The sequence below is a fragment of the Pusillimonas caeni genome (assembly GCF_003545815.1).
GTDB lineage: Bacteria > Pseudomonadota > Gammaproteobacteria > Burkholderiales > Burkholderiaceae_B > Pusillimonas > Pusillimonas caeni.
Map to the genome: position 1 here is coordinate 53,760 of NZ_PDUW01000008.1, position 20,987 is coordinate 74,746.

21 protein-coding genes are annotated in these 20,987 nt (G+C 63.8%); 8 read left to right on the forward strand and 13 right to left on the reverse strand.

Annotation, left to right across the window (positions count from 1 at the left end; translation table 11 throughout):
- Nucleotides 1-35: 35 nt before the first annotated feature.
- Nucleotides 36-788 (reverse strand): 30S ribosomal protein S2, encoded by a 753-nt coding sequence (gene rpsB / locus CSC67_RS16640; protein WP_118995576.1) that lies wholly within the window; start codon nucleotides 786-788, stop codon nucleotides 36-38.
- A gap of 312 nt (nucleotides 789-1,100) precedes the next feature.
- Here rpsB and map point away from each other — a divergent pair, with 312 nt between their 5' ends.
- From map to CSC67_RS16660, 4 genes are all read left to right on the forward strand, one after another.
- Nucleotides 1,101-1,907 carry a type I methionyl aminopeptidase gene (gene map, locus CSC67_RS16645; RefSeq protein WP_118995577.1) on the forward strand — a complete coding sequence of 269 codons (807 nt, stop codon included), beginning with the start codon at nucleotides 1,101-1,103 and terminating at the stop codon, nucleotides 1,905-1,907.
- Nucleotides 1,908-1,953: 46 nt separating this feature from the next.
- Nucleotides 1,954-4,527, forward strand: coding sequence for a [protein-PII] uridylyltransferase (locus tag CSC67_RS16650; RefSeq protein WP_118995578.1), 2,574 nt, complete (start codon nucleotides 1,954-1,956; stop codon nucleotides 4,525-4,527).
- Between the two features lie 77 nt (nucleotides 4,528-4,604).
- Nucleotides 4,605-5,102 carry a disulfide bond formation protein B gene (locus CSC67_RS16655; protein WP_118995579.1) on the forward strand — a complete coding sequence of 166 codons (498 nt, stop codon included), beginning with the start codon at nucleotides 4,605-4,607 and terminating at the stop codon, nucleotides 5,100-5,102.
- Nucleotides 5,103-5,543: 441 nt separating this feature from the next.
- A complete protein-coding gene (locus CSC67_RS16660; protein WP_118995580.1) occupies nucleotides 5,544-6,683 on the forward strand; it encodes a porin in 1,140 nt (379 codons plus the stop codon).
- Nucleotides 6,684-6,968: 285 nt separating this feature from the next.
- Here CSC67_RS16660 and CSC67_RS16665 read toward each other — a convergent pair whose 3' ends face one another.
- The 12 genes from CSC67_RS16665 to CSC67_RS16720 all read right to left on the reverse strand — a co-directional run bounded on the left by CSC67_RS16665 (nucleotide 6,969) and on the right by CSC67_RS16720 (nucleotide 18,568).
- Complete coding sequence (locus CSC67_RS16665; RefSeq protein ID WP_118995581.1) at nucleotides 6,969-7,928, reverse strand: VOC family protein; 960 nt, start codon at nucleotides 7,926-7,928, stop codon at nucleotides 6,969-6,971.
- A gap of 10 nt (nucleotides 7,929-7,938) precedes the next feature.
- Nucleotides 7,939-9,414, reverse strand: a complete 1,476-nt coding sequence (locus CSC67_RS16670) for an aldehyde dehydrogenase (RefSeq protein ID WP_118995582.1) — start codon at nucleotides 9,412-9,414, stop codon at nucleotides 7,939-7,941.
- A 69-nt stretch (nucleotides 9,415-9,483) separates the two neighbouring features.
- Nucleotides 9,484-10,308, reverse strand: coding sequence for an aspartate dehydrogenase (locus CSC67_RS16675; protein ID WP_118995583.1), 825 nt, complete (start codon nucleotides 10,306-10,308; stop codon nucleotides 9,484-9,486).
- Nucleotides 10,308-11,993, reverse strand: a complete 1,686-nt coding sequence (locus CSC67_RS16680; RefSeq protein ID WP_118995706.1) for a thiamine pyrophosphate-binding protein — start codon at nucleotides 11,991-11,993, stop codon at nucleotides 10,308-10,310. The genes CSC67_RS16675 and CSC67_RS16680 overlap by 1 nt, the downstream gene beginning before the upstream one ends.
- On the reverse strand, nucleotides 11,986-12,777 hold the full coding sequence (locus tag CSC67_RS16685) for an SDR family oxidoreductase (protein ID WP_118995584.1): 792 nt from the start codon (nucleotides 12,775-12,777) through the stop codon (nucleotides 11,986-11,988). The genes CSC67_RS16680 and CSC67_RS16685 overlap by 8 nt, the downstream gene beginning before the upstream one ends.
- Entirely contained in the window at nucleotides 12,774-13,607 is an 834-nt protein-coding gene (locus CSC67_RS16690; RefSeq protein WP_118995585.1) for an IclR family transcriptional regulator, read from the reverse strand. The genes CSC67_RS16685 and CSC67_RS16690 overlap by 4 nt, the downstream gene beginning before the upstream one ends.
- Complete coding sequence (locus CSC67_RS16695) at nucleotides 13,604-14,476, reverse strand: alpha/beta fold hydrolase (protein ID WP_118995586.1); 873 nt, start codon at nucleotides 14,474-14,476, stop codon at nucleotides 13,604-13,606. The genes CSC67_RS16690 and CSC67_RS16695 overlap by 4 nt, the downstream gene beginning before the upstream one ends.
- 4 nt (nucleotides 14,477-14,480) lie before the next feature.
- A complete protein-coding gene (locus tag CSC67_RS16700; RefSeq protein WP_118995587.1) occupies nucleotides 14,481-15,014 on the reverse strand; it encodes a cupin domain-containing protein in 534 nt (177 codons plus the stop codon).
- 16 nt (nucleotides 15,015-15,030) lie between these two features.
- Entirely contained in the window at nucleotides 15,031-15,810 is a 780-nt protein-coding gene (locus CSC67_RS16705) for an SDR family oxidoreductase (RefSeq protein ID WP_118995588.1), read from the reverse strand.
- 13 nt (nucleotides 15,811-15,823) lie between these two features.
- Nucleotides 15,824-16,603 (reverse strand): ABC transporter permease, encoded by a 780-nt coding sequence (locus tag CSC67_RS16710; protein ID WP_118995707.1) that lies wholly within the window; start codon nucleotides 16,601-16,603, stop codon nucleotides 15,824-15,826.
- A gap of 101 nt (nucleotides 16,604-16,704) precedes the next feature.
- On the reverse strand, nucleotides 16,705-17,691 hold the full coding sequence (locus CSC67_RS16715) for an ABC transporter substrate-binding protein (RefSeq protein WP_118995589.1): 987 nt from the start codon (nucleotides 17,689-17,691) through the stop codon (nucleotides 16,705-16,707).
- 88 nt (nucleotides 17,692-17,779) lie between these two features.
- A complete protein-coding gene (locus CSC67_RS16720) occupies nucleotides 17,780-18,568 on the reverse strand; it encodes an ABC transporter ATP-binding protein (RefSeq protein WP_118995590.1) in 789 nt (262 codons plus the stop codon).
- Between the two features lie 342 nt (nucleotides 18,569-18,910).
- Here CSC67_RS16720 and CSC67_RS16725 point away from each other — a divergent pair, with 342 nt between their 5' ends.
- Genes CSC67_RS16725 through CSC67_RS16740 form a run of 4 tightly spaced genes read left to right on the forward strand, consistent with a single transcriptional unit; the run spans nucleotide 18,911 to nucleotide 20,951 of the window.
- A complete protein-coding gene (locus CSC67_RS16725; RefSeq protein WP_118995591.1) occupies nucleotides 18,911-19,234 on the forward strand; it encodes a hypothetical protein in 324 nt (107 codons plus the stop codon).
- Between the two features lie 2 nt (nucleotides 19,235-19,236).
- Nucleotides 19,237-19,461, forward strand: coding sequence for a recombinase-like helix-turn-helix domain-containing protein (locus tag CSC67_RS16730; RefSeq protein WP_118995592.1), 225 nt, complete (start codon nucleotides 19,237-19,239; stop codon nucleotides 19,459-19,461).
- A 19-nt stretch (nucleotides 19,462-19,480) separates the two neighbouring features.
- On the forward strand, nucleotides 19,481-20,497 hold the full coding sequence (locus CSC67_RS16735) for an aromatic ring-hydroxylating oxygenase subunit alpha (RefSeq protein ID WP_118995593.1): 1,017 nt from the start codon (nucleotides 19,481-19,483) through the stop codon (nucleotides 20,495-20,497).
- A 1-nt stretch (nucleotide 20,498) separates the two neighbouring features.
- Nucleotides 20,499-20,951 carry a RidA family protein gene (locus tag CSC67_RS16740; protein ID WP_118995594.1) on the forward strand — a complete coding sequence of 151 codons (453 nt, stop codon included), beginning with the start codon at nucleotides 20,499-20,501 and terminating at the stop codon, nucleotides 20,949-20,951.
- Nucleotides 20,952-20,987: the final 36 nt, after the last annotated feature.

The following is a 20,987-nucleotide window of genomic DNA, read 5'->3' on the forward strand; positions in this document are numbered from 1 at the left end:
CGGGGCGAACGCCGTGGACGCTCGCCCGGAAGGCCTTAGGCTTCGCCTTCGTCCTGAACTTCGACGAACTCGTCGTCGCCTTCGGCGATTTCTTCGACCAGGCCGTTCAGGGCCTGCTCACGGCCCTCGAGCACGGCGTCGGCCATGCCCTTGGCGTACAGCGCGATGGCCTTGCCGGAGTCGTCGTTGCCGGGAATGACGTAGTCGATGCCCTCGGGCGAGTGGTTGGTATCGACCACGGCCACGACGGGGATGCCCAGGGCGCGCGCTTCGGCGACGGCAATCTTGTGGTAGCCGACGTCGATGACGAACAGCACGTCGGGCAGCGTGTTCATTTCCTTGATGCCGCCGATGGACTTGTTGAGCTTGTCGAGTTCGCGTTCGAACATCAGCGCTTCTTTCTTGGTCATGTGCTCGGTGGCGCCTTCGGCCTGCTGAGCTTCCATTTCCTTGAGGCGCTTGACCGAGCTCTTGACCGTCTTGAAGTTGGTCATCATGCCGCCCAGCCAGCGGCTGTCGACGTAGGGCATGCCGCAGCGGGCGGCTTCCTGGGCTACGAGTTCGCGAGCGGCGCGCTTGGTGCCGACGAACAGGATGGTGCCGCCGCGGGCAGCCGTCTGGCGCAGGAACTTGGCGGCTTCGAGGTACTTGCCGACCGTCTGCTCAAGATTGATGATGTGGATTTTGTTACGATGACCAAAGATGAACGGCGCCATCTTGGGGTTCCAGTAACGGGTCTGGTGGCCGAAGTGCACACCGGCTTCAAGCATATCTCGCATCAGGGACATAAGTTTTCTCCGAGGGTTGGGTCTTGTACGCGGGCCTGCATCCGAAAGCAGCGCCGGCAATTGTTTTGCCGGAATGCTTTTCAGGACACCCTGGTGTCGCCGCGCACGCGATTTTTGCCACAATGATTTTTGCCACAATGGCAAATAAGGATCACACTTTTCTTTCTATAGCCTTTCCAAGAACCTGTTCCCTTGCACCAAGCTCCCAGATCAGCCTGCTCTCGCAATGCCGCCAAGGAAAGGTATTCAAAAAGCGCTATTTAAAGAAAGCCTATAATTCTACTATCTTTAAGATATACAGTTCAAGTTGACATGAGTAACCTCGTAACACACCCCGCCGACCTCGACAAGATGCGCGCCGCCTGCCAAGCGGCGGCGCAGGCCCTCGACTTTCTCGAGCCCCATGTGCGCGCCGGCGTCACCACCGGCGAACTCGACCGCCTGTGCATGGACTTCATCACCAACACCCTCGACGTCAAGTCGGCCACCGTGGGCTACGCCCCGCCGGGCTACCCGCCCTTTCCGGGCTCCATCTGCACCTCGGTCAACCACGTCATCTGCCACGGCATCCCGGGCGACAAGGTGCTGAAGAACGGCGACATCATGAACATCGACGTCACCGTCATCAAGGACGGCTGGTTCGGCGACACCAGCCGCATGTACTACATCGGCGAACCCTCCATCCTGGCGCGGCGCCTGGTCGAAACCACCTACGACTGCATGTGGCTGGGCATCGAACAGGTGCGTCCCGGCGCCACGCTGGGCGACATCGGCTCGGCCATCCAGAAGCATGCCGAAAAACAGGGCTTCTCGGTGGTGCGCGAATACTGCGGCCACGGAGTGGGACGCAAGTTCCACCAAGATCCGCAGGTGCTGCACTACGGCAAGCCCGGCACGGGCGTGCGGCTCGAGCCCGGCATGATCTTTACCATCGAGCCCATGATCAACGCCGGCCGCAAGGAAATCAGACAGCTCGCCGACGGCTGGACGGTCGTCACCCGCGACCACAGCCTGTCGGCCCAGTGGGAGCACAGCGTGCTGGTCACCGACGCCGGCTACGAGGTGCTTACCGTGTCGCCCGGCATGCCTGCCGCGCCCGCCTTCGTACAGGCCGCCTAGAAGCACGCGGCCCCGCAAAGGCCGCCATCCGACCCGGACGCTCGCCATGGACTCTCCTTCTCCGTCGCCGCTGCGCCAGCGCTTCGACCAGCGGCGGGCCGAAGCGATCGAAAGCTTTCGCAAGCATCTGCGGCCGGATATCCTGCTGGCCGCCTTGCGGCGCATCGCCGACCAGGCCGTGCGCGAAACGATCAAGCAGCATCCATTGCCCGAGGGCGCGGCGCTGGCGGCGGTGGGCGGCTATGGCCGGGGCGAACTCTACCCCTACTCCGACATCGACGTCCTGATCCTGCTGGACGGCGAACCCGGCGCCGACGATAGAACCCGCATCGAAAAACTGATCGCGGCGCTGTGGAACCTGGGCCTGGACCTGGGCCACAGCGTGCGCTCGATCGCCGACTGCCGGCGCGAGGCCGCCCAAGACATCACGATCGAGACCGCTCTGATGGAGCTGCGCTGGATCGCCGGCAGCAAGCCGCTGGTGCGCCAGTTGGCGCAGACCATGCAAAGACGGCAGGACGCGCAGACCTTTTTCCAGGCCAAGCGCGCGGAGATGGTGCAGCGGCACGCCCGCCATCAGGATACGCCCTATGCCCTAGAGCCCAATTGCAAAGAGGCTCCCGGCGGCCTGCGCGACCTGCTGACCCTGCGCTGGATCGCCCAGGCGGCCGGCGTGGGCAATACCTGGAAGGAAATCGCCGCCAGCGGCATCCTGACGCCGGCCGAATACCGTGCGCTGCGCCGGGCCGAGCTGGCCTTCAAGCGCCTGCGCATCGAACTGCACCTGCTGGCGGGACGGCGCGAGGACCGCGTGCTGTTCGACCTGCAGCCGGCGCTGGCGGCCACCTATGGCTTCGAAGCCACCAAGACCCGCCGGCCCAGCGAACTGCTGATGCAGCGCTATTACTGGGCGGCGCGGGTGGTCAGCCAGCTCACCACCATATTGATGCAGGCCTTCGAAGAGCGGCTGTTTCCCGTGCCCGAGAGTTCGCACAAGATTCTGGACGACGATTTCTGCCAGGTGCACAATCGCCTGGACGTGCGCCGCGCCGACGAATTCGAGCGCAAGCCCACCCTGCTGCTGCGTGCCTTTCTGGTCATGCAGCAAAACCCCGAGCTGACCGGCCTGTCGGCGCAGATCATGCGCGCCATGTGGCATTCGCGCAAACGCATCGATGCGCAGTTCCGGGCCAATCCGGTCAACCGCTACACCTTCATGCAGATATTGCAGCAGCCGCGCGGCATCGTGCACGCCCTGCGCCGCATGACCATGCTGAACATCCTGCCGCGCTATCTGCCCGAATTCCGCCGCATCGTCGGCCAGATGCAGCACGACCTCTTCCACGCCTACACGGTCGACCAGCACACCCTGATGGTGATCCGCAACCTGCGCCGCTTCACCATGCCCGAGCACGCCCAGGAGTATCCGCTGGCCAGCCAGTTGATCGCCGAACTGGACCGGCATTGGCTGCTGTACGTGGCGGCGCTGTACCACGACATCGCCAAGGGACGCGGCGGCGACCACTCCGAACTGGGCGCGCGCGACGCCCGGCGCTTCTGCGTGAACCATCAGATCAGCGCCGAAGACACCGAACTGGTGGAGTTCCTGGTGCGCGAACACCTCACCATGTCCCGGTTCGCGCAAAAGCGCGACCTCACCGACCCGGACGTGATCCACGAGTTCGCTCGCCGGGTGGGCGACGAACGCCGCCTCACCGCCCTGTACCTGCTGACCGTCGCCGACATACGCGGCACCAGTCCCAAGGTGTGGAACGCCTGGAAAGGCAAGCTGCTGGAAGACCTGTACCGGCTGACCCTGACCGCGTTGGGCGGCGCACAGCCCGACCGCGGCACGGTGCTGGCCCTGCGCCGCGAAGAAGCCAGCGCCGAAGTGCGGCGGCTCGGCCTGCGCGACGAAAGCCGCGACCAGTTCTGGCGCCAGCTCGACGTGGCGTATTTCCTGCGGCACGAGGCCTCTGAGATCGCCTGGCACACCCGCCATCTGTACTACCGCGTCGACACGGCCGAGCCCGTCGTCAAGGCGCGCGTCGTGGGACAGAACGAGGGTTTGCAGATCATGGTCTATGCGCCGGACCGAGCCGATCTCTTCGTCGACATCTGCGGCTATCTGGATCAGCGCGCCCTCAGCGTGCAAGAGGCGCGCATCCACACCACCCGGCACGGCTGGGCGCTGGACAGCTTCATCGTCCTGCTGCCCGGCAACGATCGCGATTTCCGGTCCTGGGCCAACCTGGTCGAACACGAACTGGCGGAAAGGCTGGCCACCCCTCTGACGGCCAAACGCGCGGCAGGCGGCTACGGCCGGCGCCGTTCGCGCCGCGCACGCGTGTTTCCCATCGTGCCCAACATCGAGTTGCAGCCCGATGAAAGCGGCACCTCGTGGCGCCTGTCGCTGATCGCGGCCGACCGCCCCGGCCTGCTCTACAGCCTGGCCCAGGTCTTCGCCCGGCACAGCATCGATCTGAACATGGCCAAGATCATGACCCTGGGCGACCGCGTCGAAGACGTCTTCATCGTCGAGGGCGAAGTGCTGGGCCAGCCCCGCAGCCAGCTGCAGTTCGAGCGCAGCCTGCTGGCCAGCCTGGACGAGGCGGCCTGAGAGCCCGCGCACCGCTACAATACCGGGGCCGCGCGCAGCCTGTCGGCGGCTTCCCATACATCCATACTACCTATTCCATGACAAGCCATCTGCCCATCGCCACCCGCCGCCTGCTTCATCTGATCGCCCTGCTGTGCCTGGCCGCCGTGGGCGTGGCGCTGGTATCGCAGCATGTGTTCGACATGGCGCCCTGCGCCTGGTGTGTATTCCAGCGCCTCATATATATAGGCATTGCGCTGGTCTGCTGGCTGGGCCTGGCGCTGGGACGGATACGGCCCGTGCTGGCGCGTATCGCGGCGGGCGCCGCCGCCGTGCTGGCCGCCGGAGGCGCGCTGGCCGCCTGGTATCAGTACGATGTCGCCGCACAGATGTTCTCCTGCGCCCAAACCTTTGCCGACCAGTTCATGGTTCGGTCCGGGCTGGACGCCGGCCTGCCGTGGATCTTCGGCATCTACGCCACGTGCATGGACGCCCAGGTGGCGTTGCTGGGCATCGAATACGCTCTGTGGAGCCTGGCCCTTTTCGTGCTGTTGGCATTGCTGGGCCTGGCGGCCGCCTTCTCCGGCCGCCGCTAGGGCTCGTTATTACAAGAATATGTACTTGTGGCTTTTGCTTTCGGATTCGTAGCCATTGCTACGAGAACCGGCAAAAAAACAACAGCTGAGTCACATTATCCGTTGCTAATAACCAACGTTTAGCTGTTTTTTTGCCCGGATACGGGCCAAAAAGGGTTAACCCTTATCGTCGCTCCCATAGGCGATATATAAACTCGAATCCATAAAAAAGCGGTCGTACAGTAGTAAACATCAGATCACTCTTATAACAACCAATACGGGGATTCACTAAACCGAACCAGTCGTTGCAGACGTCTTTCAAGACAGCTGTGGTTATAAGTGTGGTTCACACAATTTACAGTTCGAATCAAACATGCACTAATAGATACATAGTTGTTTGTTTTGCATGAGGTTTCAAACGGGTTAGAAGCATTCTTTTTCATCAACGTTGGAGAAAAACCAATGAAGTTAAAAGCACTCGCACTGGGCGTCGCCCTGGCATTTCCGATGATGGCTAGCGCGCAGCAAAGCTCGACCAGCGTCACGCTGTACGGTATCGTCGATACCGGCATCGAATATGTCAACAACATCTATGATCCCGCCACCGGCGAAGATCACAGCTCCGTCCACTTCACCAACTTGACTCAATCCGTGCCCTCCCGCTGGGGCCTGCGCGGCACCGAAGACCTGGGCAACGGCCTCAGCGCCGTCTTCACCCTGGAGTCGGGCTTCAACGCCGGCACCGGCACGTCGGGCCAAGGTGGCCGTCTGTTCGGCCGTCAGGCCTGGGTCGGCCTGAAGGGCGACTTCGGTCAGATCGCCTTCGGTCGCCAGTACAACATGCTGTTCTGGAGCCTGCTGGGCGCCGACATCATGGGCCCCAACGCCTATGGTCTGGGCTCGCTGGACAACTACATCCCCAACACGCGGATGGACAACTCCATCACCTATCGCGGTGACTTCAACGGCTTCAAGTTCGGCGCCGCCTATGCTCGCGGCCGTGATACCGTTGCTACCGGCGGCCCCGCTGCCTCCAACTGCGGCGTTGATTACACCGACCAGTCGGGCTGCTCGGCTTACTCCGCCTACCTCGGCTTCGATACCGCTAACTGGGGTGTTGCCGGTGCGTACGACGTCATCACGGGTTCGGACAACTTTGCTAACTTCCAGGGCCTGGGTGAAGACGACAAAGACCGTCGTTGGACTGTCAACGGCTACGTGAAGTTCGACGCCTTGAAGGTCGGCCTGGTTTACTTGAACCGCAAGAACGACGGTGTCAACGGCATCGCTCCGGGCCTGGGCGAGAAGAGCGATCTGTGGTCGCTGGGTGCTGCCTATCAAGTCAGCCCCGCCGTCACGCTCGACGGTTCGGTCAACTACATCCGCTACAAGGATGCCGACGAAAGCTCCAAGGCCTGGTACTACGTTGCCCGCGCCACCTACTCGTTCTCCAAGCGCACCGCTGCCTACACTTCGGTTGGCTACATCCGCAACAAGGGTCTGTCCGCTCTGTCGGCCGCTGGTGGCACTGCCCCCGCTCCCGCACCTGAGGCCGGTGGCAACCAGACCGCTGTCATGATCGGTCTGCGTCACAGCTTCTAAGCAGTATTGAAGTAATGCCGCAAGCCGGTTGAAGCGCTACTCGTAGCCCTTCAACCGGCAAACCGGCAGATTTGCAGTACCTGTAGTATCCGTAGATTTGATTTGATTTGACTTTTCGGGCTTGCCTCTTCGGGCTTGCCCGTTTTTTTCGTCTGATCGCACCCAAGAAAAAGGCTGCAACCTCGAAAAGTTGCAGCCTTTCAGTGAGACCACCCTCGCGAGCCTCTACGCGAACAACCGGCACAGGCAGCGTGCCGGCCGGGGCGCGGCCCCGACAGAGCCGCCCTACTTCCGGTCGGTCAGGAACTTGCCGTCGGGGCCGTCGGCGTTCTTCTGGCGGCGGGTCGTGCCGTCCAGGCCGCCGTCCACCGCCCACTCGGCGAAGCGGGTCGGGCCGGGTTCGAACTCGCGCGGCACCCAGTCCTTGTCGAGCTGGTCTTCGTCGGCGTAGTACTCGATGAGGCCGCCCGCCGGGTTCTGGAAGTACCAGAAATAGGCGGATGAAATCGGATGCCGGCCGGGGCCCAGCTGGGTCTTCCAGCCGCAGCGGTCGATGTGCAGGCCGCCGCCGAATACTTCGTGGATGTCGCGCACGGCGAAGGCCACGTGATTCAGGCCCACTTTCTTGTCAGGAGTCTGCAGCAGGAAGAGATCGTGATGGCCGCCGTCTTCGTCGCAGCGCAGGAACACGCCGCGGCCGGGATAGCGGTCGGAAGGCGCGAAGCCCAGTTTCTGCACGTAGAAGTCTTCCATCTCTTGCAGATTGTTCACGAAGAACACCACATGGCCCACCTCGATGGGATGGGCTCTTTCGTAGATGGGGCTGCGCGCGTTCCTGCGCGGCTTTTCGTTCCAGGTGTTCATCTGGCCGCAATCGATGGCGATCTCTTTCTTGCGGCTGACCTGGAAGCCGAGCAGCATGCCGCCCGGATCGATGCACGACACGCGCTCGCCGGAATTCTGGAAGCCTTTTTCATCGGTCAGGCGCTGGGCGATGCGCTGCAGCACCTCGGCATCCGCCACGCCCCACACCACTTCGCGCAGGGTGGGCCCGACCTCGATCGGAGCCGGATAGCCCGGAGCATCGGTCTTGACCACATTGACAAGACAGCCGTTGAGCGTCGAGAAGACGAGCTTGGCCGGCTGCTCGGAGACGAGTTCGAGCCCCCAGTCGGCGAAAAACCGCTTGCATGTGTCGAAATCGTCGGCCCCGTAGGTGATTTCGTCGATACCCATTACATCCATTGACTGCTCCTTAGTTGGCCCACGGCAGGGGCTGGTCGTTCAGACCCCAGTAGACGCTCTTTTGTTCCATGTACTGCAGTATGCCGTCCCGACCCTTTTCGCGGCCCAGGCCGCTGTCGCGCCAGCCGCCGAAAGGCGTGGAGATGGAAAACTGCTTGTAGGTGTTGATCCATACATTGCCCGCCTTGAGGGCCTTGGCCAGGCGCCACGCGGCCTTGTAGTCGCGGGTCCAGATGCCGGCCGCCAGGGCGTAGACGCTGTCGTTGGCCTGGGCGATGAGATCGTCCACGTCGTCGAAAGGCATGGCCACCAGCACCGGGCCGAAGATTTCTTCCTGGCAGATGGTGTCGGTGTTTTTCAGGCCCTCGATGATGGTGGGCCGGTAGAAACACCCCTTGTCGTACAGATCGCCTTGCGGACGCTCCCCGCCCGTGCGTATGCGTCCACCCTCTTTGACACCGATTTCCACATAACGTTCAATCGATGCGCGATGGCTGTCGCTGATCAGCGGGCCCATCTGCGTGCTTTCATCGGCCGGGTCGCCGACGCGCAGGCGCTGCGCGCCTTCGGCCAGGCGCTGCATGAAAGTCTCGTACAGGGGCCTGGCGACGAACAGGCGTGAACCGGCAATGCAGGATTCGCCGCTGGAACTGAAGATGCCGTACAGCACGCCGTTGACGGCATGGTCCAGGTCGGCGTCCTCGAGCACGATGGTGGGCGATTTGCCGCCCAGCTCAAGCGCCACGGACATGAATTTTTCAGCCGCGATGCCCGCGATATGCCGGCCCACCGAAGTGCCGCCGGTAAAAGACACGCGCCGCACCAGCGGGTGGCGCGTAATGAGGTCGCCGATGACCGAGCCCTTGCCGGGCAATACGCTGACCAGGCCCTTGGGCAGGCCCGCCCGGTCGCAGATGCGCGCGAGTTCGAGCGCCAGCAGGGGCGTGATCTCAGCCGGCTTGACCACCACGGCGTTGCCGGCCGCCAGGGCCGGCGCCATTTTTTGCGCCTCGCTGGCCACGGGCGAATTCCAGGGCGTGATGGCGGCCACCACGCCCATGGGCTCGTACAAGCTCATGGTGAGGTAGTCGCCGCGCGCGGGCGTGATGGCCTCTTCGAGCGTTTCGCAGGCCGAGGCGAAGAACTGGAAGGTGCCGGCTGCGCTGGCCACCAGGGCGCGCGTCTCGGAAATGGGCTTGCCGTTGTCCAGGCGCTGCAGCTGGGCCAGGCGCTCGGCGTCTTCGCGGATCAGTTGGGCGATGCGGTACAGCACGGCGGCACGCTCGTGCGGCTTGCGCTGCGCCCAACCGCTTTTTTCGAAGGCCTTCTGGGCGCCCTGGATCGCCTCTTCGACATCCTCGGGGCTGGAGGCATTCAGGGTACCCACCACTTCTCCGGTGGCGGGATAGCGGGTGTCGTATTGCGCACCGCCGCCGCGACGCCATTGGCCGGCGATGCAGATGTCCAGAATGTCTGTGTTGCTCATGAGTTTCCTTTCGCCGCCGATGCGGGCCCCGCCCTGGGTCGCCCGCGCCTCACGCGGCAAGCATAGTCTTTAGACCGCCAGCGGCGACACGAGGTTGCGCAAGGCGCGCACCACGCTGTACACCGTCAGCGCCGAAGTCTTGGGGTTGCTGGCCAGCGGCTTGCCCTGCATGGTCACGGCCATGTTGCCGAACGCCCCTTGGGCTTCGTAGTAATGAATGTTCTGATCCACCGCCGGGTCGGCATAGAGTTCGACCCGCGTACGGTCCAGGCCCACGCCCGCCAGCGCCAGCGTCGCCGCCACATTGGCGTTCTTGGGAAACAACCGCGCCGCCTCGCGCGCCGAACCCTCGAAGAACAGCGCTTTCTCCTTGAGGTTGCGCAGATCGAGCTTTTCTTCGGCCGGCGAACCCAGCCATCCCAGCGGCGGCTTGCGGCCGACATAAGTGACCGCATCCAGGCCGGCCATGCGGGCAGCCGCGAGCGCGTCGATGCCGCCGATTGCGCCCGAAAGCAGGTGGACCTGGGTGCCGCCTTCGCGGGCCGCCTGCTCGAGCTCTTCGGCCATGCCCGGCGCCGACAAAGCGCCGATCGACACCACCAGGCAGGGCACGCCCTGGCGCAAGGCGGGCAGCACGTGCGCCGTCAACGCGCCATGCCCGGCGCACTCGACCAGCACGTCGGGCCTTTCGGCGCCCAGGAGCAGTCCGGACGATACCTGGGGCAACTGCTTCAGGCCGAGGCCGTTCAATTGTCCGCGCACGGCGTCCTCTTTGCCGGGACTGACGATGAGCTGGCTGATGCACAGCCCTTCGTCGTGCTTGGTGAGGTCGAGCACCGCCTGGCTGATGGCGCCGAAGCCCACCATCGCGACTCGCTTGAGCGTGCCCGGCATCACGACCCCGCCGCGACGGGCTCGGGTTCGCTGACCGGGGGGCCGGCGAAGGCCGTCTTGAACTTGCCGATGGACAGCATGTCGATCTCGACCATGAAGGGGCCGCGCTGCGCTGTGGCCTGCTTCAGGGCCTCGCCCATCTGCGCCAGGTCGCTGACACGGATGTGCCGCAGGCCGAGAGAGGCCGACAGCGCCGCGTAGTCGGGCGTATGCAGGTCGACGTAGTGGCGGCGCCCGCCGTACTGGGCGTCCTGGATGTTCTTGATGACGCCGTAGCCCTTGTCGTTCATCAGGACGATGACCATGTCGGCGTTTTCCTGCACCGCAGTGGCCAATTCGCCCAGGTTGAGGATGAAACCGCCGTCGCCGGCCAGGGTGTAGGTCTTTTTGCCCGAACCGGTCTGGGCGGCGCCGATGGCGGCGCCGATGCCCATGGCCAGGCCCTGGCCGATGCCGCCGCCCAGCGCGTGCACGCCTGCCTTGGGATCGAACAGATACAGATAACGGTTGCCCCAGGTGCTGTTGGAGACGGTGACGTCGCGCACCCAGTTGAAGTTCTCGCCGGCGGCTTGTTGCAGCGACTCGACCAGCTTGGCATAGGGACCCAGGCCGTCGACCAGGCCGGCAACGGCCGTCTTGCGGGCCGCCGCGAGATCGTCCAGGAAGGCGGGATCGGTTTTCAGGCGGCCTTCCAGCCGGTCTGCCAGCCCTTGCAGCACGAGCGCGGCGTCGCCCTGCACGAAATCGTCGCTATCGTAGCAGCGGCCTTCGGCCTGCGGGTCGACGTCGGCGCGATACAGCGGACGCGGCAGCTTGAGCTGGTACTTGAGGGTCTCGTTGCCGCGCAGGCGCGAGCCCACCACCAGCATGGCGTCGCAGGTTTGATAGAAGGCCTCGACGGGCTTGTGCAGGTTGAAGGCGCCCAGCGTCTGCGGATGGGTCTCGGCCACGATGCCGCGCCCCTGCGTGCTGGTGACGACGCCGAAGCCCAGTTTCAACAAGCGCTCGACGGCCGCGCCGGCGCCCCGCGCACCGCCGCCCAGCCACAGCATGGGACGGCGCGCCGAGGCCAGCTTGTCCGCCAGACGGTCCAGAGCCTGAGCGCTGGGCTGGAATACCGGAACCTGCAGCGGCTTGAGGTTCTCCGGCATGGGGATCAATGCCTGCTGGACGTCGATGGGAATTTCGATGCTGACGGGGCCGGTGGGCGCGGTCAGCGCAGCCTGCACGGCCTGCTTGACGGTGGCCAGAGCGGTCCGGGCGTCGCGCACCCGGAAGGCCGCCTTGGATATCGCTTGCAGCATGCTCAGCTGGTCGGGCGCTTCGTGGATGTAGGAAAAGCCGCGATCCAGGTATTCAGTTTCGATCTGGCCCGTGATATGGAGCATGGGCGTGCCGGCCGTCCAGGCTTCGACCATGGCGCCCGCCGCATTGCCGGCCGCCGTGCCGGTGCTGGTCAGGCAGACGCCCAGTTCGCCCGTGCTGCGCGCATAGGCGTCGGCCATATTGGTGCCGCCCGCCTCGCCGCGCGCGGGAATGAAGCGGATCACGCCGCGTTCGCCGAAAGCGTCCAGAATGGGCATGTTGTGGATGGAGATGACGCCGAACGCCGTTTTGACGCCGCATTCCTCCAGGAAGGCGGCTATCGCCGCCCCTACCGTAACTTCAGTGTTGTGCTTAGGCATGACGGGATACTCCTCCGGAAACATCGATGTGGCTTCCGGTCGTGTAGGACGACAGCGGAGTGGCCAGAAAAACTATGGCGCGGGCGGCTTCTTCGGGCCGGCCGAGCCGGCCGAGTTGAATGTTCTTGCGCTTGGCGAGCGAACCGGACCAGTCTTCCCAGGTCTGGGAGGCGTCCTCGCGCTGTTCGTAGCGCCGGCGCCATTGGCCCGAATCGACCAGCCCCAGCAAGATGCCGTTGACGCGTATGCCCTTGGAGCTGAATTCGGTGGCCATCGAGCGCACCAGGTTCATGACGCCGGCCCGGGCCGCCGAGGTGGCGACCATGTGGGGCTCGGGTTGGGCGGCCAGCAGCGAATTGACGCAGACGATGGCCGCGTACTCGCTCTGCTCGAGCTGGGGCAGAAAGGCGCGGGTGGGATGGATGACCGAAAAGAACTTGAGCTTGAGTTCGTTCTCCCAGCTCGCGTCGTCGGTATCCGCGAAGGTGGACACGCGGCCCTGCCCCGCATTGTTGATCAGTATGGTGGCGTCGCCCAGCTCGCTCTGCACCGTCTGGGCGAAATGCGCCACCTGTCCGGGCTGCAGCACGTCGCAGGTGCGCGCCAGGATGCGCCGCGACGGGAAGGCCTGCACGAGCTCGGCGGCGACTTCGTCCAGGCGCTGCCGGTCGCGTCCGCACAAGGCGACGTCCGCACCCGACTCAAGCAGCAGCCTGACGGTCGCCAGGCCTATGCCCGATGAACCGCCCGTGACGACCGCCACTTTTCCTTGAAGGTCTATCATTGTTTCCTCTCGTTCTGAGTTGCCGATATGTCCGTGCCGGGAACGATATGGTCCAGCAACTGCGACAACTCGACCGCCGCGTCGCAGGCGGCAGCCGATAATTCTTTCAGGTCCAGCTTCTCGATGTGCGCGCTGGGCAGGGTGACGCCGATGGCGCTTATGACCGCGCCGCCCCGGCCGTACACGGGCACCGCCAGCGTCGCGATGGACTCTTCGTAGTAGCCCGGCTCGAAGACATAATCGCGTTCTTTGTCGGATTGAATCAGCTTGAACAGCTCGGCCACCGTCGCCGGAGTCTTGTCGGTGGCCTGATGCAGCCGTTCTTCGGGATACAGGTCGTGCAACTGGCTGTAGCTGAGATCGCGCAGCAGCACGCGGCCAAAAAGCGTCGAGTGCGCCGGCAGGCGCGTGCCCACATAAACCATGTTGGCGAACGGCGACGGGACGGCCGAGCGGCCCACGTAGACAATGGAACGGCCGTCGCGCACCACCAGATTGCACGAATAGCCCACTTTGTCGCGCAGGCGGTCGAGTATGGGCCGGCCCAGCTCGGTGAGCTCTTTGGATGCCAGGCATTCGAAGCCCAGCCGCAACACCGCCAAGCCCAGGCTATAGTCGCGGCCGCCCGCGTCGCGCTCGACGAAGCCCAGCGCCTCGAGCGTGGACAGCAGCCTGAACACCGTCGAACGCGGAATGTCCAGGCGGCGCGCCAGCTCGGGCGCGGAAAGCACGGAGTCCTTGCGGCTGAATTCGCCCAGTATGCGAAGACCGCGCTCCAGACCCGGCACGATGTATTTGTCCGTCGCCCCCATCTTCAGTACTTCACTCATGTCTTTGTTCTTCCCGGCGCTGCTGGTTCCGCCAGTGCCTCCGATATGCAAGCGGCCACGGCCTCGGGCTGCTCGACATAGCAGGCGTGCCCCGCGCCGGCGATGAGCGCGAAGGGAAAGCCATGCCGCTGCGCGTATTCGCGGGATTGCTCCGGCGTGGTGACCACGTCGTGCTCGCCACAATAGACCCGGGTTGCCTCCACGGGCGGCGTGTAGCGGTCGATATCGTCGCCGCACAACAGCTCGACCGCCTGCGCATAGCCTTCCGGCCGCAGACGCAAGGCGTTGCCGCGCACTGTATCGCGGGCGGCTTGGCCGGCCCGGCCGGTAAGCAGGCGATCGGGGAGATTGCGCGCCATTCCTTCTATGCCCAGGTCTCGCAGGGCCGCCAGGCGCTTGTCGCGCACTTGCCGGGCCTGTTCGCCGCGAGCGCCATAGCCCAGGGCCGGGCTCATCAGCACGAAGCTGCCGGCCCGATGATGCGGCAGGCCGCTGTAGGCCGCGGCCATCAGGGCGCCCAACGAGTGCCCCACCAGCAGGCATTGCTCCACCCCCAGCGCATCGAGCAGATCGCGGAGGCGTGCCGCGTAATGCGGCGCCGCGGGCGTTGCATGCGGCAGCGGCGTCGAGGCGCCGTAGCCCGGCGCATCCCAGGCGATCACGCGCGCCCGCCGGCCCAGCACGGCGGCGCATTCGGACCACGAAGCCGAGCCCGAACTGATGCCGTGCAAAAGCACGATGGTATGACGCCCCGAACCGGTCTCCCGGTAACCCAGAACACCGTCCTTGACGCGGACGGTGTTCTCGGCAAAGCCGGAAGCGGCGGGCGGCACGCCCGACGCGAGGGATTGCGCAGTGCCGCTGGCCATTTCTTTAGCGCTTGATCTTGGAAAGCGGGTGCTCGGGCGGATAGTTGGGGATCTGCGGCTTCTTGGCGCCCAGCAACACACACATCAGCGCGTCTTCGTCGCCGATGTTGATCTCTTCGCGGTAGACGCCGGGAGGCACCGAGACCAGGTCGCGATCGGTCAGAATGGTTTCGTAGCGCTCGCCGTCCTTCTCGAGGATGAGCTTGAGCTTGCCGCGAATGACGAAGAAGACTTCCTCGACGTCGTGGTGGATGTGCGACGGACCTTCGTGGCCGGCGGGGATCACCATGGTCGAGAAGGTGAAGTTCTCGGACGGAACCGTGTTGACGTCGCTGGCCACGCCCGTGCCGCCGGTGCCGACATAGCGCATTTGCGCGCGGCGGTACTTGGGATCGAAGTCGGCCTGGAACTTCAGGGCGTCCCAATCGTACTTGCGGGTGGAAAACCGGGCGATGCGAGTGTTCATCCACTCTTCAAAACTGGCGCCCTCGGGCTGGTCCCAGCTGCGTTGTTGTTCAGCCACTACCTGTTCGCTCATAGCTATCACCTTTATATCAATGCATCACAAAGCCGCCGTTGACGGCCAACACCTGGCCCGTCACAAAACGCGACAGGCCGGACAACAGAAACGTGACGGCGCCGCTGACGTCGTCGGGCACCTGGGCGCGCCGGATCGCGCGCTGGTTTTCGTAAAGATCGTGCCGTTCGCGGGGCACGTATTCGGTCGCCTCGACCAGGGTCAGGCCCGGGGCGACCGCGTTGACGGTAATGCCGTCGCCGCCGAGCTCGCGCGCCATGGACCGGGTCATCGACATGATGGCCCCCTTGCTGGCGACATAGGCCAGCAGGTTGGGCGCGCCCCACATGGGGGTGTCGGAAGCCAGATGCACGATGCTGCCCTGCCCCGACGCCCGCAGCGACGCCAGGCAGGCGCGCGACATCAGCCAGGTGCCGCGCACATTGATGCGCATGACTTCGTCCCATACGTCGAGCTCGATCTGTTCGAGGTTCTTGCCCCCCGAATGCGTCATGCCGGCATTGTTGACCAGGCCGTCCAGCCCGCCCAGCGCCTGAACGGCGAAGGCCGCGCACTGTTCGATGGAGGCGGGGTCGTTCAGGTCGAGCGCGACGGCATGGGCCTGATGGCCTTCGTCGCGCAAAGCGCGCGCCGCTTCCTCGGCCTGCTCGGCCAGGATGTCGGCCAGCACGACCGCTCCGCCGTTCCGGACGATGCTGCGGGCGAACTCCAGGCCCAGGCCTCGGGCCGCGCCCGTGACCAGCACTTTGCGTCCTTCGAGCAGGGCGGCTTGCTTGCGGCTGTTTGAATCACTCATGCTCGCCTCGCCCTCAAGCCGTGGTCACGGTGGCTTTGGGGATGTAGTGCAGGCAGCGGCGCTCGACCCACACCACGGCCGCATAAGCCACGATGCCGATGACGGTCAGGCCCATGATGGCCACGAACACTCCAGCGGTATTGCCCTGCCCTTCGGCGTCGACCAGCAGGAAGCCCAAGCCCTTGTTGCCGCCGACCAGTTCGCCCACCGTCACGCCGATGACCGCCAGCGTAGCGCCGATGCGCAGGCCCGAAAACAGGGCCGGCAGCGAGGACGGGAACTCGACCAGGCGGAAGATCTGCCAGCGGCTGGCATTGAGCGTGCGCACCAGGTTGACCATGTCGGGATCGACCGTGCGGATGGCCGACAGCACGTTGACCATGATCGGGAAGAACACGATGAGCAGCGCAACCAGTATCTTGGGGTAGATGGTATAGCCCAGCCACATCACGAACAGGGGCGCGAAGGCCACCTTGGGCGCGATCTGCAAGGCCAGGATGTAGGGGGAAAGCACCGACTCGGTAGTGGGCGAAAGGCCCAGCACGACACCGACGAACAGGCCCAGCAGCGCGCCGAGGATGAAGCCCAGCACCACTTCGAGCGCGGTGTAGCCGAAATGCTCGAGGAAATTGCCCGTATGCCACATGCGGACGGATTCCTGCATGACGGTCGTGAACTTGGGCAGGACGAACTCGGGCATGCCCAGCCAGCCCGGCAGCCACTGCCAGGCGGCCAGGAAAACGATCAGCACGGCGATGCTGCCCCCGAGGGTAACTGCGTGACGTTTAGACAATTTGAGCCCTCCGCTGCGCGCCGGCGATACGTTGTTCCTGGTTTCGTCGGCCGGGGCCGAAGCCCCCGCCGACGCACTGACTACCGTGGTCGAATCCAAACTCATTGTGAAGCCTCGATGAATTGATTCGTGTACAGCTCTTCGACCGGCGCGGCCTTGTCAACAATGCCCTGGGCCACGTAGAAGTCCTGGACGGCCGCCAGGCGCTCGGGGTCCATCTTGCCCGGCACGGCCTGGTTGGCGTACACGTATTTGTTGTACAGACGGAAGACCTCGCGCATTTCGTCGACACGCTCTTTGTGCGCGGGAACCGCTTCGATGTAGGCTTTGAGCGCCGTCTCGGGGTCTTTCATGATCAACTCCATGCCCTTGACCGTGGCGCGCACGATGCGCTGGATGAGCTGGGGATTGTTCTTGATGGTGTCGTCCGACGCGATCATGGCCTGAGCCATGCTGTTGAAGCCCTTGGCGGGATCCATCAGATGCACCTTGCCGCCGTTCTGGCGCACGGTGGCGACCCAGTCGGGCACGGCGGCCATGGCGTCGGCCTTGTTCGAGGCGAACAACTGCCACACACCTGCGGGGCCCGCCGCCTGGATCTCGGCGTCGTTGCGCGTGAGCTTGGCTTTCTGCATGGTGCCCAGCAGCGAATAGTAGGTGGTGTCGGTGTAGGCCATGACCGTGATGGTCTTGCCCTTGAGCTGTTCGGGCTCGTCGATGGGCGCGTTCTCGTGCGATGCGATCAGGGTGAGCGAACCCGCGCCCATGAGCGCGACTGCCTTGACCGGCACGCCGTTGGCGCGCACGATGATGGGCGTATCGCCGATGGCGCCGCCGATGGGGGCGTTGCCCGCGCCGACCTGCTTGGCCACGTCGACGCCGCCCTTGCCCGAGACGAAAGTGACGTCAAGGCCTTCGTCCTTGAAGTAGCCTTGCTGCTGGGCGATGAGCCAGGGCGCGAATGCGGGCAGGTTCTTGGGCGCCGGCAGCAGGTAGGTGATGGACTCGAGCTTGTCGGCCGACAGCGCGGGGGCCGAGGCCATCGAGACACATGCTCCGAGCATGACGGCGGTGAGTAGTTTCTTCATTATGTTCTCCTGAGTCTGGGATTTTTATTTGCTGGTGTGATGAGGCTTGTAAGCCGGTACGACGTTACTTCGGACTTGCATGTGAAAATCAGTGAACCGCGGCGTCTTCGTCCTTGCCTATCTTCAGCAGATCCATCAGCCGTCCCTGCAGGGGGCCGATCTCTGGAAGCTTGCGGCGCTGCAATGGGTTGTCCCGCAGCGGCAGATCGACGATGATTTCTTCGATGATGGTGCCCGGACGCTCGCTCATGACCAGCAGCCGGTCCGACAGGGCAATGGCCTCGACCAGGTCGTGGGTGATGAACAGCGCCGTCTTGCCGTTCTCGGCCAGCGATTGCGCCAGGTCCTGCTGAAGAATCATCTTGGTCTGGGCGTCCAGGGCCGAAAACGGTTCGTCCAGCAGCATGACCTGGGGGTCCACCGCCAGGGTGCGGGCCAGGGCCGCGCGCTGGCGCATGCCGCCCGACAATTGATGGGGGTAGTTCTTTTCGTAGCCCTTGAGATGGCATTTGCGCAGCAGCTCGTTGGCGACCTTGAGCCGTTCCGCTTTGGCCACGCCGGCTATTTCCAGGCCCAGCGCGACATTGTCCTCGATGGTGCGCCATTGCATGAGCAGGTCTTTTTGCAGCATGAAGGCGACTTCGCGCACTGGCTTGGTGACACGCTTGCCCGCAACGTAGACCTCGCCCGAGGTGGGAGCATACAGCCCCGAACCCATGTTGAGCAAAGTGCTCTTGCCACAGCCCGAGGGGCCGATGATGGACACGACCTCGCCCTTGGCGATGGACAGCGATATATTGGACACTGCGGGGCGCAGCTGGCCGGTCTTGGGATCGGCGAATGATTTGCCGACGTTTCTGAATTCGATCTCAACCATAGGGGGCTGGCTCCTTGACTCTGATTGCACCGCATCGTGCACTGGCGCCCGCGGACGCCTTGCACAAAGCCCACCAAACGTTTTATATATGAACTGACGTTTTGTGAATTAAACAAACTTTAATTCCTGGCTCAGGTGTGTTGTATTAGGGATATCCCTTGGTTCAGGAACTTACGCTACTAAATTCTAGGGTTTCTACTAATAGTGAGCGGTGCAGGTCTAGACCTAAACTTTTAATCAATAAAACGTTGTTTAATATATGGAACAAACGGCTTGCCCATGTCGCGACAGGGCCGCCGTGCTTTTTCGTTTCATATTTCATAAGAGCCGGCTGGAGAACCCATGTCGTCCGATGCAAGCACTTTACTGACGATCTTCCTTAAGCACGATCAGTCCAACAACCTGGACATGATTCAATCCAAGCTCAAGGCCAGCCAGTGGTGGGACCGCTTTCCGCCCCAGGGCGTCGAAGTGGTGTCCTGGACGGTCGCCATGGGTTTCGGCCAGATCGTCACGCTGCGCGTGCCGGTCGACCTCATCCCGGCCGTCAACGTCGAGCTCGAGCGTTCGGCCTGGGGTGTATTCAGCACCGAATGCTTTCCTACTTACGATTTCGTGCCCGTGCGCGAACGCATCAAAGAACGTGTCAAAAACGGAGGTCAGTAAAAATGTCCCAGCTGTATCTGCAACCCCATCAAGCCCGCAAGCGGGAACCCACCGCCTACGAGAACCTGCTTGGCGATTCGCTGGAGCGCGCCTTCACCGCGGACATCGTCGAACTGGAAGGCCTGGTCGCCTACCTGAACGACCACGGTCCCCAGCCTCAAGAAACCTCCCAGATGTGGACGGCCGAGCTGCTTGCCGCCGAACTCAAGCGTCTGGGCGCCGACTGAACCATCAAGGAAAGCCACCATGACGACCAATCCCTCCGACGTCGAAGTCGAAAAAGTCCTCGCCAACGGCATACAGAACCGCTGGTACGCCATCTGCCCCTCGCACTTCGTTCAGCAGACTCCGGTATCCCTGCGCCGCCTGGGCCACAAGATCGTGCTTTGGCGCGACGCGGACGGCACACCCTACGCCCTCGAAGACCATTGCCCCCACCGCGGCGCCCCGCTTTCGGCCGGCATTCCCCTGGGCAACCGCATCGCCTGTGGCTACCACGGGGTCGAGGTGAACTGCAAAGGCACCGTCATCGCAGTTCCGGGCAGCCCGGGCTGCAAACTCGAAGGCTCGCGCCCCACGCTGGCCTTCCACGTCAAAGAAGCCCACGGCGCCCTCTTCCTGTACAACTCGTACACCAACATCGATGAGCCGCCTCCGCTGGTGCTGCCCGAAGAGCTCACCTCGGACGAATACGAAAAATTCCTGTGCTACCTCGAGTGGGACGTCGACTATCGCTACGTGCTGGACAACGTCATGGACCCCATGCACGGCACCTTTCTGCACAAACAGTCGCACAGCATGGCGGCGGGCGCGCGCGCGGCCAAGTTCGAGCTGCGCGACACCGAGCACGGCTTCTCTTTTGAAAAAGCCGCGCAGCGCGACGTCAATTTCGACTGGACCGAGTTCGCCGACACCGGCATCCATTGGGCGCGGCTGGACATTCCTTATCCCAAGAGCGGCGGCCCCGGCGGCAGCTTCGGCATTGCGGCCTTCGCCACGCCCATGCAGGACGGCAAATCGGCCGTGTTCTTCTGGCGCAACCGCAAGGTCTCGGGCTGGGAGCGCGACTCGTGGCGCTTCCTGTACAAGAACCGTCTCGAAGCGCGCCACTGGGACGTGGTGGAACAAGACCGCGTCATACTCGAAGTGATGGAGCCCGACGCCAACAAGCGCGAGCATCTGTACCAGCACGATGTGGCCGTCACACGCCTGCGCCGCAGCTTGCGCCAGCTTGCCATCGAACAACTCAGCGGCAAGAACTAGCATGCACACCTGGACGCCCGTCAAGCGGGTCGTGGTGCCCGACGCGACCGAACCGCCCAACGCCACATGGTCCAACTGCCTGGTGTTGGGCAACGAAGTCATGATGTCGGGCGTCACTGCCCATCCCGCCGTGGACGCATCCGGGCAGGCCCTGTCCACCGAGGCGCAGGGCCGGCGCATCCTGGAGCGCATCGATGCCACCATGCGGGCGGCGGGCGGCACGCGCGGCAATGTCTACAAGCTGGTGGTCTACCTTACCGATATCGCCGACAAAGAAGCAGTCTCGCGGCTGCGCGCCGAATTTTTCGGGCCGGTCTATCCGTGCTCGACGCTGGTCCAGGTCGGCGCGCTGGCCTTTCCGGGCCTGACGATCGAAATCGACGCCTTCGGGCGCCTCGACTGTGACGTGGCGCAAGCGATGCAGTATTATCCGGGCCAGTATTATCCAGGCTAGGCCTGTTAGCGTTAACAGGCCCTAGGCGCCGCCCAT

What these genes read in the sequence shown, in the direction of transcription:
- CSC67_RS16740 (WP_118995594.1), top strand. Translation starts at nt 20,499, where the DNA reads ATGCACACCTGGACGCCCGTCAAGCGGGTCGTGGTGCCCGACGCGACC.
- CSC67_RS16685 (WP_118995584.1), bottom strand. Translation starts at nt 12,777, where the DNA reads ATGATAGACCTTCAAGGAAAAGTGGCGGTCGTCACGGGCGGTTCATCG.
- CSC67_RS16690 (WP_118995585.1), bottom strand. Translation starts at nt 13,607, where the DNA reads ATGAGTGAAGTACTGAAGATGGGGGCGACGGACAAATACATCGTGCCG.
- CSC67_RS16660 (WP_118995580.1), top strand. Translation starts at nt 5,544, where the DNA reads ATGAAGTTAAAAGCACTCGCACTGGGCGTCGCCCTGGCATTTCCGATG.
- CSC67_RS16675 (WP_118995583.1), bottom strand. Translation starts at nt 10,308, where the DNA reads ATGCCGGGCACGCTCAAGCGAGTCGCGATGGTGGGCTTCGGCGCCATC.
- CSC67_RS16705 (WP_118995588.1), bottom strand. Translation starts at nt 15,810, where the DNA reads ATGAGTGATTCAAACAGCCGCAAGCAAGCCGCCCTGCTCGAAGGACGC.
- CSC67_RS16680 (WP_118995706.1), bottom strand. Translation starts at nt 11,993, where the DNA reads ATGCCTAAGCACAACACTGAAGTTACGGTAGGGGCGGCGATAGCCGCC.
- CSC67_RS16730 (WP_118995592.1), top strand. Translation starts at nt 19,237, where the DNA reads ATGTCCCAGCTGTATCTGCAACCCCATCAAGCCCGCAAGCGGGAACCC.
- CSC67_RS16735 (WP_118995593.1), top strand. Translation starts at nt 19,481, where the DNA reads ATGACGACCAATCCCTCCGACGTCGAAGTCGAAAAAGTCCTCGCCAAC.
- CSC67_RS16700 (WP_118995587.1), bottom strand. Translation starts at nt 15,014, where the DNA reads ATGAGCGAACAGGTAGTGGCTGAACAACAACGCAGCTGGGACCAGCCC.
- CSC67_RS16655 (WP_118995579.1), top strand. Translation starts at nt 4,605, where the DNA reads ATGACAAGCCATCTGCCCATCGCCACCCGCCGCCTGCTTCATCTGATC.
- CSC67_RS16725 (WP_118995591.1), top strand. Translation starts at nt 18,911, where the DNA reads ATGTCGTCCGATGCAAGCACTTTACTGACGATCTTCCTTAAGCACGAT.
- CSC67_RS16720 (WP_118995590.1), bottom strand. Translation starts at nt 18,568, where the DNA reads ATGGTTGAGATCGAATTCAGAAACGTCGGCAAATCATTCGCCGATCCC.
- rpsB (WP_118995576.1), bottom strand. Translation starts at nt 788, where the DNA reads ATGTCCCTGATGCGAGATATGCTTGAAGCCGGTGTGCACTTCGGCCAC.
- CSC67_RS16695 (WP_118995586.1), bottom strand. Translation starts at nt 14,476, where the DNA reads ATGGCCAGCGGCACTGCGCAATCCCTCGCGTCGGGCGTGCCGCCCGCC.
- CSC67_RS16715 (WP_118995589.1), bottom strand. Translation starts at nt 17,691, where the DNA reads ATGAAGAAACTACTCACCGCCGTCATGCTCGGAGCATGTGTCTCGATG.
- map (WP_118995577.1), top strand. Translation starts at nt 1,101, where the DNA reads ATGAGTAACCTCGTAACACACCCCGCCGACCTCGACAAGATGCGCGCC.
- CSC67_RS16665 (WP_118995581.1), bottom strand. Translation starts at nt 7,928, where the DNA reads ATGGATGTAATGGGTATCGACGAAATCACCTACGGGGCCGACGATTTC.
- CSC67_RS16670 (WP_118995582.1), bottom strand. Translation starts at nt 9,414, where the DNA reads ATGAGCAACACAGACATTCTGGACATCTGCATCGCCGGCCAATGGCGT.
- CSC67_RS16650 (WP_118995578.1), top strand. Translation starts at nt 1,954, where the DNA reads ATGGACTCTCCTTCTCCGTCGCCGCTGCGCCAGCGCTTCGACCAGCGG.